This window comes from Allofournierella massiliensis, from assembly GCF_964241245.1.
Taxonomy (GTDB): Bacteria; Bacillota; Clostridia; order Oscillospirales; family Ruminococcaceae; genus Allofournierella; species Allofournierella massiliensis.
Genome location: NZ_CAXSWZ010000023.1, coordinates 23029 through 39719, shown reverse-complemented (window position 1 = coordinate 39719; position 16691 = coordinate 23029). Strand labels below are relative to the sequence as shown.

At 55.0% G+C, this 16691-nt stretch carries 14 protein-coding genes; 8 read left to right on the top strand and 6 right to left on the bottom strand.

Going from position 1 to position 16691, the window contains the following annotated elements; translation table 11 throughout:
- The first annotated feature begins 280 nt into the window (after positions 1–280).
- The 7 genes from ACESYO_RS12000 (at position 281) to ACESYO_RS11970 (ending at position 6488) form a co-directional block, all read left to right on the top strand.
- Complete coding sequence (locus ACESYO_RS12000; protein WP_373210094.1) at positions 281–973, top strand: class I SAM-dependent methyltransferase; 693 nt, start codon at positions 281–283, stop codon at positions 971–973.
- Between the two features lie 41 nt (positions 974–1014).
- Complete coding sequence (locus ACESYO_RS11995) at positions 1015–1830, top strand: class I SAM-dependent methyltransferase (RefSeq protein ID WP_058964301.1); 816 nt, start codon at positions 1015–1017, stop codon at positions 1828–1830.
- Between the two features lie 24 nt (positions 1831–1854).
- The gene (locus tag ACESYO_RS11990) at positions 1855–2688 is read left to right on the top strand and encodes a class I SAM-dependent methyltransferase (RefSeq protein WP_058964300.1); all 834 of its coding nucleotides are present in this window, start codon (positions 1855–1857) and stop codon (positions 2686–2688) included.
- A 128-nt stretch (positions 2689–2816) separates the two neighbouring features.
- Positions 2817–3416, top strand: a complete 600-nt coding sequence (locus ACESYO_RS11985; protein WP_006572695.1) for an MptD family putative ECF transporter S component — start codon at positions 2817–2819, stop codon at positions 3414–3416.
- A gap of 1 nt (position 3417) precedes the next feature.
- Positions 3418–4113, top strand: coding sequence for an energy-coupling factor transporter transmembrane component T (locus ACESYO_RS11980; RefSeq protein WP_007712972.1), 696 nt, complete (start codon positions 3418–3420; stop codon positions 4111–4113).
- Positions 4107–5489 (top strand): ABC transporter ATP-binding protein, encoded by a 1383-nt coding sequence (locus tag ACESYO_RS11975; protein WP_058964299.1) that lies wholly within the window; start codon positions 4107–4109, stop codon positions 5487–5489. The genes ACESYO_RS11980 and ACESYO_RS11975 overlap by 7 nt, the downstream gene beginning before the upstream one ends.
- A gap of 18 nt (positions 5490–5507) precedes the next feature.
- A complete protein-coding gene (locus tag ACESYO_RS11970; protein WP_373210095.1) occupies positions 5508–6488 on the top strand; it encodes an AraC family transcriptional regulator in 981 nt (326 codons plus the stop codon).
- Between the two features lie 341 nt (positions 6489–6829).
- On the opposite strand, the gene mobL is transcribed toward ACESYO_RS11970, so the two are convergent.
- The 6 genes from mobL to ACESYO_RS11940 form a co-directional block, all read right to left on the bottom strand.
- The gene (gene mobL, locus ACESYO_RS11965; RefSeq protein ID WP_373210096.1) at positions 6830–7705 is read right to left on the bottom strand and encodes a relaxase MobL; all 876 of its coding nucleotides are present in this window, start codon (positions 7703–7705) and stop codon (positions 6830–6832) included.
- Positions 7706–7968: 263 nt separating this feature from the next.
- The gene (locus ACESYO_RS11960) at positions 7969–8109 is read right to left on the bottom strand and encodes a poly(ADP-ribose) glycohydrolase domain-containing protein (protein WP_373211289.1); all 141 of its coding nucleotides are present in this window, start codon (positions 8107–8109) and stop codon (positions 7969–7971) included.
- A gap of 413 nt (positions 8110–8522) precedes the next feature.
- Positions 8523–8753, bottom strand: a complete 231-nt coding sequence (locus ACESYO_RS11955) for a hypothetical protein (protein ID WP_373210097.1) — start codon at positions 8751–8753, stop codon at positions 8523–8525.
- Positions 8711–12685, bottom strand: a complete 3975-nt coding sequence (locus ACESYO_RS11950) for a TIGR02680 family protein (RefSeq protein ID WP_373210098.1) — start codon at positions 12683–12685, stop codon at positions 8711–8713. The genes ACESYO_RS11955 and ACESYO_RS11950 overlap by 43 nt, the downstream gene beginning before the upstream one ends.
- Before the next feature lie 19 nt (positions 12686–12704).
- Positions 12705–13826 carry a TIGR02678 family protein gene (locus tag ACESYO_RS11945; protein WP_373210099.1) on the bottom strand — a complete coding sequence of 374 codons (1122 nt, stop codon included), beginning with the start codon at positions 13824–13826 and terminating at the stop codon, positions 12705–12707.
- Positions 13819–15321, bottom strand: a complete 1503-nt coding sequence (locus ACESYO_RS11940; RefSeq protein ID WP_373210100.1) for a TIGR02677 family protein — start codon at positions 15319–15321, stop codon at positions 13819–13821. Before ACESYO_RS11940 ends, ACESYO_RS11945 begins: the two co-directional genes overlap by 8 nt.
- A gap of 852 nt (positions 15322–16173) precedes the next feature.
- Between ACESYO_RS11940 and ACESYO_RS11935 the strand changes: the two genes are divergently transcribed.
- On the top strand, positions 16174–16617 hold the full coding sequence (locus ACESYO_RS11935; protein ID WP_373210101.1) for a molybdenum cofactor biosynthesis protein MoaE: 444 nt from the start codon (positions 16174–16176) through the stop codon (positions 16615–16617).
- Positions 16618–16691 lie beyond the last annotated feature (74 nt).

The following is a 16691-nucleotide window of genomic DNA, read 5'->3' as shown; positions in this document are numbered from 1 at the left end:
GTAAGAAAACAAGATGTGCCGCATGAGTGTCCCTTTTCAAATCGTCAGTCCGGCAGTCAAGATGATGGGGATGCAAAAATTGTTTTTCATACCCCCAGAGGGCCCGATGGAGGAAGCAAAAAGATGAAGAGTGTGGCTTTCAGCGGCATTAGATGAAATGACTCCGAAGATATCAGTAAACAAGCGCTCCAATGTGGGACCCACACTGTTTGGTACCAGCTCTGCCCTCATGATGACGCTGGATGTGGCGCTGGGTGCTTGAGTGAGTGAAGGTGAAAAAATGGGACAAGAAGAGCGGATTCAAAACGCCTACCGGGGATTGGGAGGCAAACGGACATTTTATGATGGCATGATCACCTGTTCCGCCCTGTCAGGCCGGGCGGTGTGCCGCCTGATATGGGGAATGGATCGGGCGGAAACCCAGGACTACCTTTCCGCCGCCCTTTCCGGAATACCGGAGGGGTTTTCCGGAAGACTGCTGGAAGTCCCCGTGGGTACCGGCATACTGACCATGCCCCTCTATCGGGAAATGCCGGAGGCGGAGATCACCTGCCTGGATTACTCGCCGGAGATGCTGGAGCGGGCAAAATCCCGGGGCGAGGGACTTTCCTATGTGTGCTTTCAGCAGGGGGATGTTGGGGCGCTGCCTTTTGGGGATGGCAGTTTCGACATCGTGCTCTCGCTCAACGGGTTTCATGCGTTTCCGGATAAGGAGGCCGCCTGGCGTGAGATCTTTCGTGTACTGCGGCCAGGCGGGATCTTCTGCGGCTGCTTCTATGTGAGGGGGCAAAACCGCCGCACCGACTGGATAATCCGCAGGCTGTATGTGCCAAAGGGCTATTTCACCCCGCCCTTTGAGACGGCGGAGAGCCTGTGGCATCGTCTGGAGGAAACATTCGGGCCGGCAAAGGTTCGCACCGTTCAGGGCATAGCCTCTTTTGTCTGCCGGAAGGCGAAGGAGAAACACCCGTAAACGAATTGTACACAAATATTGAACAACAGGAGGAAAATCAAATGCAGCAAAAGCGTAATCAACAAGCAGAAATTCGTCTCGGTAGCCATGGCGAAGACTACGGAAGCTGGATGTCCAATCCCGTGTTCTATATTATTGGCGGTATCACGGCTCTGGCCGTAGTTTTGGCCGTACTCTCCTTTTTGGTGTTCCACATCACGGTTCTCGGTGTTCTGTTCTCTGTTGTTGCGGCGGCGCTGGTGGCCCTGCTGGTCTGGATCACATGGATCAGGCGTCAGTATGCCTTTGGCGGTGGCGGGATCATGGAACAGGTTCACCGGGTCGTTCTCTCTCACCTGGACTATGACGGCCAGGGCAGTCTCTTGGAGGTCGGATGCGGTTCCGGGGCCCTGTCGATCCGTGCGGCCCTAACCTGGCCGGAGACAAAGGTCACTGGCATGGACTACTGGGGAGCTGTTTACAATTACAGCAAGGCCCTCTGTGAGAAAAACGCCGCAAGTGAAGGTGTGGCCTCCCGGTGTGTATTCCAGCATGGCGACGCCAATCATCTGGATTTCCCCGATGAGAGTTTTGATGCGGTCATCAGCAACTATGTCTACCACAATGTCATGGGAGCCGATATGCACAAGCTGCTGCTGGAGAGCCTGCGGGTGCTGAAAAAAGGAGGCGTCTTTGCTCTGAACGATGATATGAAGCCCAAGCTGTACGGCGATATGGATGCCTTTGCGCAAAAGCTGCGGGAGATGGGCTATCAGGATGTCCGGCTCATTGATACCGCAGAAGAAGCCTTCGGCTCCCACCGCCGGGCTGCCATGATGATGCTGGGATCTTCCCAGCTGCTTGTCGGCAGAAAGTAATTCGTCAAAACGGGAGGGCTGACCATGTCCAAGTTGGGCGTTGTGGAGGACACATTGTTTGTCCCCATGCTGGGCAGGCTCTATGCCAGCGAGCACTGCCCGCAGATCTTATACGATGGGAAGGCGCTGGAGCTGAAGGAGAAGCTGCCGCCCGAGCTGCTGTCGCAGGGCCGCCTGAGTCAGTATACCCTGCTGGCTTCCACCGCTCGGTCTGCCAATCTGGACCGGATCATCCGGGCCTTTCTGGAGCGCAGGCCGGACGGTGTGATCGTCCAGCTCGGCTGTGGCCTGGAGACGGCCTATTACCGCTGCGACAATGGAAGGTCGCACTGGTATACCGTGGATCTGCCCCATGTGGTGGAGTACCGGCGAGAGCTGCTGCTGGAGCCGGAGCGGGAGACCTATCTCGCCGGAGACGCCTTTGCCGAGGACTGGATCAAGCAGATCCGCGCTGATGTGCCGGATGCTCCTATTCTGGTCACCGCTGGCGGCCTGTTCCACTATTTTGAGGAAAGCAAGGTTGTGGGACTCCTGCGGATGCTCACGGGGTTTGGAGAGATTGAAATCGTCTTTGATACCGTGAGCAAAAGCGGTATGGCCATGATGCGGAAAAAGTACATGAAGCAAGTGGGCCACGGAGATGCGCAGATGTTTTTCTATGTGGATTCCGCATCGGTGCTGGCCGGAAAAATTGGCAGTGGGGTCAGGGTGCTGGCTGAGGAGCCTTATTACCGCCATATCACCCGAACCGGATTGAAGCTGTCCACCAAGGTCAGCATGGCAGTTTCGGACCGATTCTGTATGGTGAAGATGGTACATCTCTGTCACAGCGCTAAATTCCATGACCAAACAGGATAAAGTCGTCCAATCGGAGCGGAAAGAACTGCGATGTGCCGCTATACTCAGTAAGGAGGGGCGCGCTGAGCGCCTTTTCTCAGAAATAATGGTTAGCATAATCTAACCACATGAATGGAGAGCGGTACATCATGAATACGCAGAAAAAAGGGATGACGGGAAAGGACATCATTACGGTGGGAATTTTCTCCGCCATCTACTTTGTCATCAACTTTGCTTTTATGCTTCTCAGCGGTCTGCATCCCCTGCTTTGGATCTTGATGCCTGGCCTGATCGCCGTATTTGCGGGTATCCCATTCCTGATGATGTGTACTAAGGTGCCAAAGACCGGCGCAGTGGTCCTGATGGGCTTTATTACGGCCTTGATCTACTTTGTTACTGGCCAATTTACGGTGGTGATTCTCATTGCTTTTGCGGTGAGCTGCATCCTGGCGGAGCTTTGCCGGATCTGTAGCCATTACCGGTCTTTCCGTGGTAATGCTCTGGCCTACGTGTTTTTCTCGCTGGGGATGATCGGCTCCCCGCTGCCTGTCTGGATCATGCGGGACAGTTTTCTGGCGCAGATCAGCCAGCAGGGAATGCCGGAAGCCTATGTCTCCACCTTGGCGGCATTGACTTCCCCGGGTATGATCGTGGTTCTGGTGGGGGCGCCTATCGTGGGAGCTATTCTGGGTATCCTGCTGGCCAAAGGAATGTTCCGCAAGCACTTTGAGAAGGCGGGGATTCTGTAACATGGAGGAGGCACGGCGCTGTTTGGTGTTCGACCCCAGGGTGGGTCTTGCTCTGCTGGTTTTCGCCAATCTGGCAGCCTTTAGTGAGCAACCTTTTTGGATGGAAATGATATGGATCGGTTTTCTCCTGCTCCTGATGCTGCTCCATCGCTGCTTTGCCATGGTGGGGAAAAGCCTCTTGATCTTCGGAGGAATCCTGTGCCTGCAATACTGGATTCTGCCGGCTGCGCCGGGATGGGTTGCTACCAGCTTCTCTATTTTTGCCAACTATGCCCGCCGAATGATGCCTTGCCTGATGCTCGGCTTTCTGATGCTTCGCCGGACGCCTATGCCTTATCTGGTGGCTGGAATGCGGAAGATCCATTTCCCTCAGCGGCTGATCGTAGCCGTCTCGGTGACGCTGCGGTACTTCCCAGCCATTCGGGAAGAGACAGGCTATATCCGGGATGCGATGCGATTGCGGGGCATCCGGGGATTGGCAAAGCTGGAGGGAATCATGGTTCCCCTGATGGTCTCCGCTACCGGCACTGCGGAGGAGCTGTCCGCAGCGGCAGTAACCCGGGGAATCGAGGACCCGGCGCCTAAGACCAGTCTGGTGGAGCTGCGGGCCTCGCCGGTGGACAGCGCCGCATTTGTCGTGGGCGTGGGGTTGACTGCTGCCCTTCTGGCGGCCAAATTGGGGGTGTTTCCATGGTAGAGCTGCAAGATGTGTCCTTTTCCTATACAAAAGAAGTGGGCACCCTCACCCATGTGGATCTGACCATCCGACCGGGCGAGTGTGTCTTGCTCTGCGGCGCTTCCGGCTGCGGAAAGACCACCATCACCAAGTTGGTCAACGGCCTGATCCCGGCATTTACGGAGGACTGCACGCTGACCGGACAGGTCCTGCTCCACGGCGCGCCGGTGCGGGAACAACCTCTTTACCAGCTGGCCCGGCAGGTGGGGTCTGTTTTCCAGAACCCCAAAAGTCAGTTTTTCAACATGGATTCCGACAGCGAGCTGGCTTTTGGCCTGGAAAATCAGGGTATGACCCGGGGTGAGATCCTCCGTCGGCTGGATGATACCACCGACCGCCTGCATCTGAAGCGGTTGAGGGGGCGGAACATCTTCGCCATGTCGGGCGGAGAAAAGCAGCTGCTGGCCTTTGCCTCGGTCTATGCCATGGGGCCGAAGCTCTACATTCTGGATGAGCCTACGGCCAATTTGGATCGGGAAACCATCGAAAGACTCCATGATCAAATCGCATACCTGAAAAGTCGGGGACACACCATTCTCATTGCGGAGCATCGGTTGTACTTTCTGGCGGATCTCATAGATCGGGCTGTCTATCTGCGGGACGGGATCGTGGAGCGGATCTGGAGCGGAGCAGAATTCCGGCGGCTGGCTGAGACAGAACGGATCGCTCTGGGCCTTCGCACACTCACGCCTACTCAGGTGACTCTGCCGCCCTCCCGCGCCGCGGGGGAACAGGATGGACTGTCTGTGGAGGGACTGTGCTGCCGGTACAAGCGGGAGCCGCCGGTATTTCAAAACCTTTCCTTCTCCGCCCGCCCGGGAGAGGTGCTGGCCGTCACGGGTGACAATGGCGTGGGAAAAAGCACCCTTTCCCGCTGCTTGTGCGGCCTGATGCGGGAGAGTGCCGGAACGATCCGCCTCAACGGCCGCATCCTTGGTGCGAAGCAGCGGCAGCGGATTGCCTACTGCGTCATGCAGGATGTGAACCATCAGCTCTTTTCCGACAGCGTATGGGGAGAGTGTCAGTTGGCTATGGAAGGACTCTCTGACCAGCGCATCCAGGAGGTGTTGGAGCGGCTCCATTTGCTTGCGTTCCGGGAAAAGCACCCTATGTCTCTCTCCGGCGGCCAGAAACAGCGTTTGGCGGTGGCTACCGCCATGCTGTCCCAAAAGCCGCTGCTGGTATTCGACGAGCCCACCAGTGGTCTGGACTATGCAAGAATGCAGGAAGTGGCCCGCTGCGCACGGGAACTGGCGGACGAGGGCCGGGTGGTTCTGGTGGTGACACATGACCGCGAATTTCTCCAGTGCGCCTGTGATCGAGTCCTGGAACTTTGAGAAAGGAGCTGAGCCGCAGTGGCATTTTTACAGGACAGCCAACCGGATCTGTGCCTCTTGGCCAAGAGTGGTGGGTGCAGCGTTTATCAGCTGCGAAATGAGAGCGGCGAGGGAACCATGACCGTCTATGAGGTGTTCCCCGGCGCTACCATCCTGTATAACGATTTCCACATGGCCTATTGCGACTCCTCTTTTGAAACCCGACAGGATCTCCTCTGCATCGACTATTGCCGGGAGGGCCGGATGGAATACGCTGTGGGTAACGATGCGTTCTCCTATGTGGAGGCAGGTGACCTGAAAGTGGATCGCCGTCTGAAGCACAAAGGATATTTTTCCCTCCCGTTGTCCCACTATCATGGCATCTCCATGTGCTTTGACCTGTCCATGGCACCCGTGGAACTGGCTCGTCTGGCGGGAGACTATCCTTTGAATCTGGCCGCCATTCAGCGGAAATTCTGCCCGGATGCCCGGCCGCAGGTCATTCACGGAGCACCCTCGGTGGATCACATTTTTCAGGAGCTTTGTGCCGTACCGGAGCGGATCAAAATGCCCTACTTCCGGGTAAAGATTCTGGAGCTGCTGCTGTATCTCGACGCCCTGGAATTGGGAAGCGGAACGGAAAAACCGTATTTTTACCGTTCCCAGGTGGAAACGGTAAAGGCCATCCGCTCCTATCTGGTGGAGCATCTGGAGCAGCATATCACATTGGAGGCTCTGTCCAGACAGTACCAGATACCTTTGACCACCATGAAGGCTTGTTTCAAAAGTGTATATGGCAGTCCGGTGAACACCTATATGCGGGCACTGCGGATGGATCGGGCGGCTCTGCTGCTTCGGAAAGAACCGGAGGCCAGCGTTACAGAGATCGCCGGAGCGGTGGGCTATGACAGCTCCAGCAAATTTGCCGCGGCTTTTCGGGCGGTGAAGGGACAAACTCCGCTGGAATACCGGCGAGGCGGCGGGAATCCCGTTCTCTCTTTTCCTGACGAAACGGAGTGATGCCGGCCGGGCGGAGCGGCAAGCATGGGCAAGAACCGATACAATAGGGCATGGTGAGAGACATCTCACCATGCCAATTTTTTTTGAGAGGAGTGGTTTTGTGAAACAACGCAGCTGGCTGGCCATCCTGCTCTCCTTTGCCGGTCCCTGCCGGGGAAAGCTGGTCTTGTCTGTTATATGCGCAATTATCAGCGTGGTGGGGGGCTTTGTGCCGTATCTGGGGGTCTATGAGATCCTTCGCCTGTTTATCCATCAGTCGGCCTCCGGAACGGAGCTTCTCCGATGGGCTGGAGTGTGTCTGGCGGGATATACGGTCAAGGTGGCTTTTTACGCCTTTTCTACTATGCTGGCTCATGTGTCTGCCTACACCATTTTGGAGGGCCTGCGCCGTCAAGTGGCCCATACTCCAGAGCCTTTGCCACATTCTTTGTCACAGACTCACCGGTGAGATAGAGTTTCCCCAGACAGTATTGGGCAAACTGGTTTCCATGCCCGGCGGCCCTGTCCAGCCAGCGCATGGCCTCCGCTGTGCGCTTCTGGGAAAGGAGCAGTTTTCCGAGAGCGTATTCTGAAAAGTCATTTCCGGCCTCTGCAGATAAGCGAAACCACTGCTCCGCTTTTTCGTGGTCCCGCATGGTGGAGAGATCATCCCGATAAAACTTGCCGATCTGATGCGCCGCCACCGTGTATCCTTCCGCCCAGAGCTGTTCCAGCACTCGGACGGCTTCGGCGTGTTCCTCGTCCAACGCATAGACATCCCGCAGGATCGCTTTGGCGGCACGATAGCGTCGAGCCTGTTCATATACGCTGTTGGATCGCTGCTCCTCATGTGCCGTCTCCGGCTCATCTTGCATCTTCTCATCTTCAAAAGTCAGGAGGCCGAGACGAATATTCTCGGCCTCCCGGATGATATCGTTTTTGATCCGGCGGAACTCTTTTTGCTGAGAGAGCGGGAGATGCTCCCGCGGTGTACGGCTGCCATAGCACTCGTTCAACTCATCCCGGATCTGATTCCAGGTCTCATAGCACTTCGCCACTTCCGGCTGCCGGGCCAGCTCATCTACGATGGCGTCCACCAACGCCTTCAGCGGCTTCTTCAGATAGCCATACTGCTTTTTCCCGGTGGTGGTTTCCAGGGCCTGCACCAGCTGGCGCATCTGCTTCTCGATGACGGGGTTGTCGCAGAGCTGAGGTCTCCTTTTGAAATTACCAACCAAACGATTGACTATGTGGCGGAACTTGCCGAGCTGGTGGGGAAACGATCGGCAGTATCTTTTCGGCCAATCCGACACTGTGACGAAGCAATCGGATTGGAACAATCCATGGAACGATTACTTTAGTTACATACGAAGCCCGGAATGCCTGTCTGCATCAGGCCTTCCGGGCTTCGTTTACATTAGCGGCGTCGATATCCCTCCGGGGTATAGATGCGGGCATCCATATAAATGACATGGTGCCGGTCACGATGCATTTTTGTTTTTCAAAGCGTATCCTTCAGCAGGCAGAGGGATAGGGGACTGCAGCGGCAAAGTGCTTCCTCCTGTGCGGAGCGGCCAGAGGGGATGCCGCCGTCCGGATTGGTTGCCGATGCAACTTTAATCCGGCAACCGCTCTGCCGGATTTTCCGACTGCCTGCAGAGTCAGATCCCGGGATGCAATTCGGGTGGATTGCTCAAACCACTCCGGTAGTTCAGCATCAGGGGAAACCGGACTGAAACCGTAGAATACAGAGTCAGGTCTGCTAAAGTAGGATTTACATAAGAGGACATTGCCTGAAACTCCCGCCCAAGGGATTCCGGCACACTCCCTCATCTGGAATTTTACGCAGCCTTGCCATCACAGAGCCTTACAAATCAGAGAAATGAAATCGGTATGCGCAAACGAAAATCAAATTCTCTAAAACTGGTATAAAAAGGTATGCGCAAAATCCGCTGAATTTTTCGGATTGGGGATAAAACACGGGCAAAAATTCCGCTTTTTGTGCGAGAGCAATCCGAAAAAGCATCACGAAACCATGCGCTTTTGCAGAACAGATTACCCGGGCTGTACCAAATCGGACCGATAGCGTTCCACCAGTGCCTCCTGGTATCCCGCCCGTTTCCGATGCAGGATTGCCTGTGCCACCGGCTGCAGGAAGGGGCACTGAACCTTTTCCAGCTGGCTGAGCCGGGAAGAGGATGAGATGGGCTTTGCGGAAAGGGCAATCTGGTAGTTTTGCAAGGTCATGTGCCAGAGGTGGAACTGGTCGCCATAGGTTTGCCACAACCGGTCGGCAATGGCCAGCCCCTCCGGATCAAAATCCCCTGCATATAGTTCAGCCCCAGCTGATGAACCAGAGCGAACATGCTCTCAATGTTGGTTTCGTCCACGCCGGCAAAGGCTTCATCCAGAGCCATGAGCTGGGGGGCATCCTCGCTGGCCGCAGCATATTGGGCGGACAATGCGGCGAACAGCGGCACATACATGGCCATGGCTTTTTCGCCGCCGCTGAAGCTGTTAAAAGCGGAATCCGTCAGTTCCCGTTTCGTGGGTGCCGGGTTGGCGGAATTGCCCTTCTGATAATAGAGCTGGAACTCGAACCAGTTGCGGAAATCCAGTGCCTGCCGCATCAGTTCGGAATAGGTGGCAGGCGCAGCACTCTGGCGGGACAGCTCCCGGGCCTTGGCGATTTTGGCGCGGAAATGACTGGTGATCTTATCCCGGTCTGCATCGCCCATCACAGCGGGATCTTTGCGCAGAAGATCGATGAGCTCGCGGGTGGCCAGCTCTTCCTGCTGATCGGCGGGTTTTCCCTTCCAGTTCAGGCTGAACCGCAGACCCATGGAAGTATTCAGCTGTTCCATAATTCCGCTCATGCGGCGGGTCCAGTCCTGACTGTTGTTGATGCGATGACTCAGCTTGGTGGTGATGGTCTGGTTCAGGATGGTTTCAAACAGACGCCGGTCCTCCATGGAAAGAAGCTGCTGGTCGTCTTCAATGTGGCGTTCGGTGTACTGAATGAAATCCAGAAGATCCATCCGCTGCCCGTTGGGATACAGGTCAATGCAGGCGCGGGTGCGCAGCAGGTTGTCTTCATTCTCGAACAGGGGGTTCAGGGTAATGCGATAGGAGTTCAACACGCTGGCATCACGAACATTCTTTTCAAGGGAGGTGCGCAGCCGGTCCAGTCCCAGATTCCGGTCGTTCTGCCGGATGGCATTCTTTGCGGTTTCCGCCTGCTTCCAGAGTTCGTTGTCATTGCGTCCCGGCTGACCCGGCCCATGGCAGAGCTCTTCCTCAAAAATCTGGCGCTTGCGTTCCTCATCCAGCATGTCCCGCTGTAGCCGCTCTTTGCGCTGAGACAGATCCGGCAGATCGTGCTGCAGATCGTTCTGGCTCAGTGCAAGTTCCATTTTCGCACCATCCAGGCGCTCGTGCACCTGTGCCAGCTCCTGGCGCAGCGACTCCAGCTTTTCGGCCAGAGCCCGGGTTTCCGGCTGGTTCAGGTACTCCTCCAATGCGTCAATCGAGACCTGTGTTTTGCGCAGATTTGCCTCGTGAAAACGGATTCGGTCAGTGCATTCCAAAAGTTCGTCATTCAGTTCATCCAGCTGCTGTTCCAGATCGTTCAGGCGGCCTTCGGTGAGTTCCAGCTTCCGTTTGTCGGCGGAAATATCCTGAAACAGGCTTCGGTACTCGTCACAGCAGCCTGCCATGGCTTCATAGGTATCGGCATTTCGTTCATACGGCAGGTCCTTGGTCAGCGGAAGCAGCTGGGCCCGGAGCGCGTTTGCCTGTTCCTGCTGATGCAAAAAACGCTGCCGTCGATCCTCATGGATGCGTTCCTTTTGTTCCATTTCAGCCCGCTGGGTGGATGCAAGCTGCAGACAGGCCGCCAGATCGGCGGTGGTGGGGCGCTGCTCGTATCCGTTTTGCAAAAGGGACAGGTCCGTTTCTACCCGATGAATCTGATCCAGTGTGGCATGAATCTGCTGTTGCTGTTCCTCGATCTGCAAAGAAAGGGCGGCAATCTGGCGGCGCCGATTTTCCCGGCGGGTGGATGCACCGATGTAACCGGCGGGCTGCAGCGCCACACTGCGGCCCTGAATAGCGCCCTGCCGGTAGCGTCCGTCGGAGGAAAAATAGACTGTGCCCTCGGGCAGAGAAGAGATCCGACTCAGAAGGTCGGCCACATTGGCCCAGGCAGGCGCTTCGGATGCAGGGCGCAGCGCAACAGGAGCGGTGGCCTTTGGGGTGTTTTCCAGATTCAGAAAATGGTCGGGGTGCTCTGCCAGAATCACGGCGACATCCTCTTTGGCGGATTCCGGCAGCACCAGCGCATCCAGAAGGCCGGTTTCCATCAGCTGGGTTTCCAAAAGTGCCTGTTGCTCCGGTGAGAGCTGGTCATCAAAATCCACCAGTTCGTAAAAAGCGGCGTGAGGAATGCCGCGCTCCTTCAGCAGATCACGGGTCTGCTGAACTGCTTTGGAGCGGGGAGGAGGAAGTTCTTCCTGCTGTTCCAGTTCTCTGCGTTTGGCCGCAAGGTCATTGAGCGCCGCCTGCTGTTGAGAAGAGAGCTGCTTGAGTCGATAAAATTCGCCCTGAAGGGGACGGGCGAGGGCTTCACGGGCTGTGCGCAGCAGTTCCTGGATGGCCTGTTCCTGACAAAGACCTTCATATCCGTTCACCAGCCGGAACAGCTCCTGCACCTCATCCCGGTTCAGCCGGAAGGGGAGAGCGGGAGTTTCCAGCTGGGCAAAGGCTGCACACAGGCTGTCGCGTTCCCGCACCACAAGCTGTTCTGCTGCTTCCATCTGACTGCGGGCATGCTGCAGTTCCAGATTGGCCGCATCCAGATCCCGCTCGTAGCCGTCCAGCAGATCCAAAGCGGATTTGTGTTGCTGCAAAAGATTTGCGGCACTGCGCAGCCGCTTTGCATACTGTGCCAGCAAGGGTAACTGAACATTGAAATCAAAGGCCGACAGGGAAGAGGGGTGATGCGTCCAGCGCAGCTCCACGTTCAGCAAATTCAGCTGCTGGAACTGCTGCTCTAAATTGTCCTGATGATCCTGAACCTCCTTCCGGGCCTGGCGCTGCTGGAGTTCCTTGCCGGAAAGAGTGGCCTGCTTTTGGCGTTCCTTCGCTTGTTCCTGCTCGATCTGAGCCTGATGCTGGCGCTTTTCCTCTTGCAGCTGTTCCAGTCGCTGAACACTGCTCTCCAGACGGCTGTCCGCCTGCAGAGTATTCAGTTGTCCGGTGAGTTCGCTCTCCCGCTGGGAAAAGTTTTTGACATCGGTCTGCGCCTGTTGAAGACGGCGTTGTGTCCGTAAGATGAAATCCTCCTTTTCCTGAACTTCCAGCTGCTGTTTTTGGACAAGATGGCGGGCAGTGAGATAGGTTTCTGCTTTTTTGCCCAGCATAAACTGATTGTAGCGGATGTATTCCTTGCGCAGCTGGCGGGCCGCCTGCAAGCTTCGCTGCAGCTCGTCCAGCTGAACCTGAATATTGTCCATCCGCTCCATGGAGTTGACCATCGGGGCAATATCGTCTTCACTGAGGGGCTGCAACGAGGAATTCAGAATTTCCCGCACCAGACGGGGCGAGAAATCCTTGCTCAGTTTTGGTTTTCGGATCTGGATCAGCAGCCGAAGAAGCCGCTCATACTGTTCCAGCTCGGCGCATCCAAACAACATGCGGTTGACCATCTCTTTGTAGTCGCTGCTTCGTTCTGCCCAGTTTTCGTTTGGCCCCAGCCGGTTGTGGACTTCCTGACGGCTCAGTGAGATATGCTGCGAACCTTTGGTCTCAAAAAGGGGAAAATCGCGTTCGCCAGTTCCGATCCGCCGTCCGTCGCTCAGGCAGAACCCCCAGAACTCCACGGGCTTATCCCGCCGGGCGCGCAGTCCCACCACAAGGGTGCGATAGAGCTGGGATTGCGGTTTCACAAATTCCAGATAAAGATACCCGGTGCTTTCCTCTTTCTCGTCGCCCAAAAGATAGTATTTCATATTACGGTCCTTACTGCCGAAGGCATCCAGTCGATACGGACGAAGATCGCCATCCAGCATAAAGGGAATAAAGCTTTGGGTGGTGACGGATTTGCCCGCGCCGTTTTCGCCACGAAGCAAAAGCCGCCCATCGCTGAAGGAAAATTCCTCCCAGTCATACAGCCAAAAATTGACAAACCCCAATTTGTTCATCTGCCAGCGTTCCTGCATACGAATATAAACCCTCCCGTCACTGTTTTTTCAGATAAATTCCCTGCCAGAGACTGAACCCTGGATTGAATGTAATGATGTCCTGATCGACGAATGCAAATCCCCAGTAAGACAATTCCTCCAGCACATCCTGTGCCAGTGCGGAAAGCTCTTTTTCCGCAGCGGTTTTTCCCCACTGAGCCTGATGTTCCCTGCGAAGTGCGTCCAACTCATCAAAGAAAGCCTGATAGGTCAGATGAATCCGGTCGTCCGCAGTTCGGTCAAAAGTGCCGCAGGCGGTTTTTTCACTCAAACGCTCAAAAAGCAACAGAATGATGTCGCTGAGCATCTGATCCCGTGGAAAGCAGTCGCCGCAGGGGACTCCTTCTTCCGGAAGGAAAAATGCCCCGTTATGATAGATCTGCAGCGTTCCGCCGATGGTTTCGTCCAGATTGTGTTCCACCATACCGCGCTGATTTTTGATGTAGGCATATACCGGGTCTGCCGGGTCTGTCCAGTACACAGCGGGCGCCAGCGCCAGCTGGCGATATGCCCGATAGGTACGGAAAGTACCCCGGTCGGAATCCGGCCCGTCCACAGGAGGATTTTCAAAATCCGAAAGCGAAGTATAGCCGGAAATATCCCGGTGAAAATTCACACTGAAATAGCGGCAAAGGCCGGTATTCTCGTACAGCACTTCCTGCTCCTGGTGGGATGCAAAGGCGTTGCTTTCCCCCTCGCAGCTGTGCAGCAGACCAATTCGTTCCGAATATTGCAGTACGCGAACCAGAGAGGCGCGGCACTGATACCGCTCCCAGCTCAGTTCGGGCCAATAAGGCTTTACATAAGCGCTCAGTGCCTGTGTGAGCTCAGACAGCAAAAAGCGCTGACCGTCGTCCTTGTCCTCCAGCATCAGCAAAACACCGCACAAAAGGCAATAGTCGCTGATTTCGGTAAAGTCGGAAATTCCGAATGCTGCATCAGCCTTGCCCGGCTCCTTGACCAGTCGAATCAATGTTTCGGTTCTGACAACTTCCCACCCGAACTGATCGCGCAGGGTGCGCCGCAGATCAGGAAGTTTGCGCCGAATCCGATAAAACAGTTCCCGGTCATCCTCTCTGCGAATCCAGAACTGATTCAAAAGGGTGCGAAATTCATCCATGGAAGTGCACCTCCTCGAAAATAAGACAATATGCGGGCATGGTCAGATTTCCGTCGGTGCAGGGAAGGACGCAGGTCTTTCCTTGTGGACAGGTTATGGTGTAAATCTGACCATATTCCGTTCGGGCACGTTTGCTGGCATTGGCGTTTGCCTTCACGACCCAGGATAAAAGTGTTTGCCGGACCTGAGGAGAGACGGGCTCTTGGACGGATGCGAAATCCAGCCGGCCGTTCCGGATGAGACGCTGCAGCTGATTGTGCAGTTCTTGTTTCTGCTGCAGATAGGCCTGCCGTTGAGCGGCTTTTTCCAGTCCCTTGTCGGAGAAAAAGCTCTTTTCCCGGGGTGGGCGGCCTGGTCGCCGCCGGTTGCGCAGAGGGTAGAGAAAGGGCTGTGCATCCAGACAGGCGTCGGTTTCATAAATGGTTTCCGCGTTGATTCCTGTCAGATGAACTGCCTGCTGAGCACCAAACACCATGCCGGAAAGGCGATGGGCATCTGCCAGTGTGGAACAGGCGGAAAAAAGCTCCAGAAACTTTTTGTACTCGTTTTTTCGGTTGGCGCCGCCGCTGTGAGCCTGCAGAATCAGCTCGGCATTCATCAGGATCCGCTGAATAATATCGTTGGCCAGATCCAGTACATGCTGGCTGTCGCTCTGGCTGTTTTCCGTCGGGACAAACCAGTGGTAAAAGCTGTTCCAGAAGCCGTAGACCTGATCACGCAGCTGTTGGTCATAGTTGTCATCCCGCTGGATCAGACGTCCTTCGCCTTCGCGCTTCTGGGCCGCATATACCTGTTCCAGAATTTCCCCGATCCGTTCATCGGGTAGGCGCAGAAGAAGCCGGCGGATTTTCTCCGCATGGCGTTGCAGTTCCAGAACAAACTCCTGCAGATAGCGAATCACCTTATCCTTATAAGGTAAAAATTCGGAGGTCTGCAGGATATGTTCTGCCTGCGAGGAATAGAAATCCCGCAGATAGTCTTGATATCGATTGGTAAGCTGGCGAAAATCCTGCTGCAGCAGATCCCATGACTGACTGATCGCATCGCTGTTCTGGATGGAAAGCGCAGACATCCGATCCACGGTATCAAGAATTCGCTCAAACAGCTGAGAGGACAGCACAGCGGTGCGCAGGTTCAGGCTTTCCAGCGAAAGGGTCATCCGCTCGATTTCCGTGGCAGCTTGAGACATGGAATAGCTGAACTGTTTGTTTTTGTATTCAGCGATGCTGCCGGGGCGATGAGGGTCCTGGATGGGAACCAGATTCCGCCATTGGCACAAGGCACTGAGATCCTGTTCCAGTTCCTCTGCGGTGTATTGGGTGAAGTGGGAATCGGAGCGAAGCAAAGCCAGCAGCTGCTGCTTGTTCAAGCGGATGTTTGCTTTCTGGGATTCCAGATAGAAGATCCGCATAATAGCGCGATATCTGGATGCGTTCGCTACTGTGAGGTAACTTGCCTCCGGAATATCGCTCAGTGTAATTGCTCGGAATTGCATGGCGTTCACCGTCCGTTTTGCAAAAATCAGGGCCGCTTCTTTTGGGTAATGGGATAAAGGGCTTTACTAATAGTGTAACGGATGATATGTCCGATAAAAAGGGATTTCAAGCAATCGGAAGATTTTTGTCGGAAAGATAAAACAAGTGGCGAATGAATTGTGAAATACTTCCAAAAGCATCCAAGACGCCCAGATCATGGAACGGAAAAACGAGACTGCACTCCATTACATTGCGGGAAAAGTGGTATAGAAAAACAGGCCAAAAGAAGGGGGACAGGCGCATACCGGTTTTGCGGAAAAATCAGTTCGCGGAAAGGCCTGTTTTGGGGAAGGTTTTTCTGTGTTCTGTTTTTGCCCAAACGGCATACCGGTTTTGGAGCCGTTTCGTTCGCAAGCGCATACGGATTAATAGACGGCAACCCGGGGACAAACCCGCTTGTGATAAGGCTTTGGAGAGAAAATTTTATACCGGAAAACAGTGAGAAGCGTATACCACAAACAGGGTGAAGAGAACGTGAGTTCATTAGGGCTATTTAGAGCGGTGCGTCGGGAGGTAAAATTTATACCAAAAATGCCCGGCCGCGAACTGTTTTGGAAGCAGTTGTAGCTGGGCGTTTTCAGGGTGGGTTCTAGCTGGAAATGCTCAATGGAACGGAAGAAATCATTCTGACCGGGTGATTCCTTTAAGAGTTCAGAGAGAGGTTCTATCAAACTCTCAAAAATAGCCTGTTGATTTGGGCGGCTGTGTGCTAGAATAGTATCCATAAAACAAGGCAGGGCAGTTTGTAATTTACTGCCCGCAGAGAAAATCCGAAAAGAACACGGTGGTTCTTTTCAGGGAGGAGAAGCAAGATGAAGAACGAAACAACCGCCGTTACCAGCCCGGCGGAACGGAACAATGCACAAAAGCAAAACGTGCCTTCCATCGAGCAGTGGCTGAAGGAGGCAAAGCAACAGCCCGATGCGGACCAGTGCGGGATGTACCTGTTTCACAACGGGGTGGTACGGGGCACTGCCAAAGCACAGGTGCGCCATGGCGAGAACTCGCCGCGGGTGACGGGAATGCAGTTTTCCTTTGATCAGAAGAAGGTGGATGCAGCGGTGCAGCGCATCAAAAAGATGCCGGGCATTTTCCATGTGCGGGCATGGCTGAACAGCGGAACAATGCAGGTGGGCGACGACCTGATGCTGCTTCTGGTGGGCGGCGATATCCGCCCCCATGTGGTGGATGCCCTGCAGGCCCTTCTGGACGAGCTGAAATCCATCTGCGTGAAGGAACAGGAGCATTACGAATAAGAAGTTCTCTAAAAATCAAAGAAACGCGGCAGCAAGGCCTTTTTCGGAAGGCTTTGCTGCCGCGTTCTTTTACA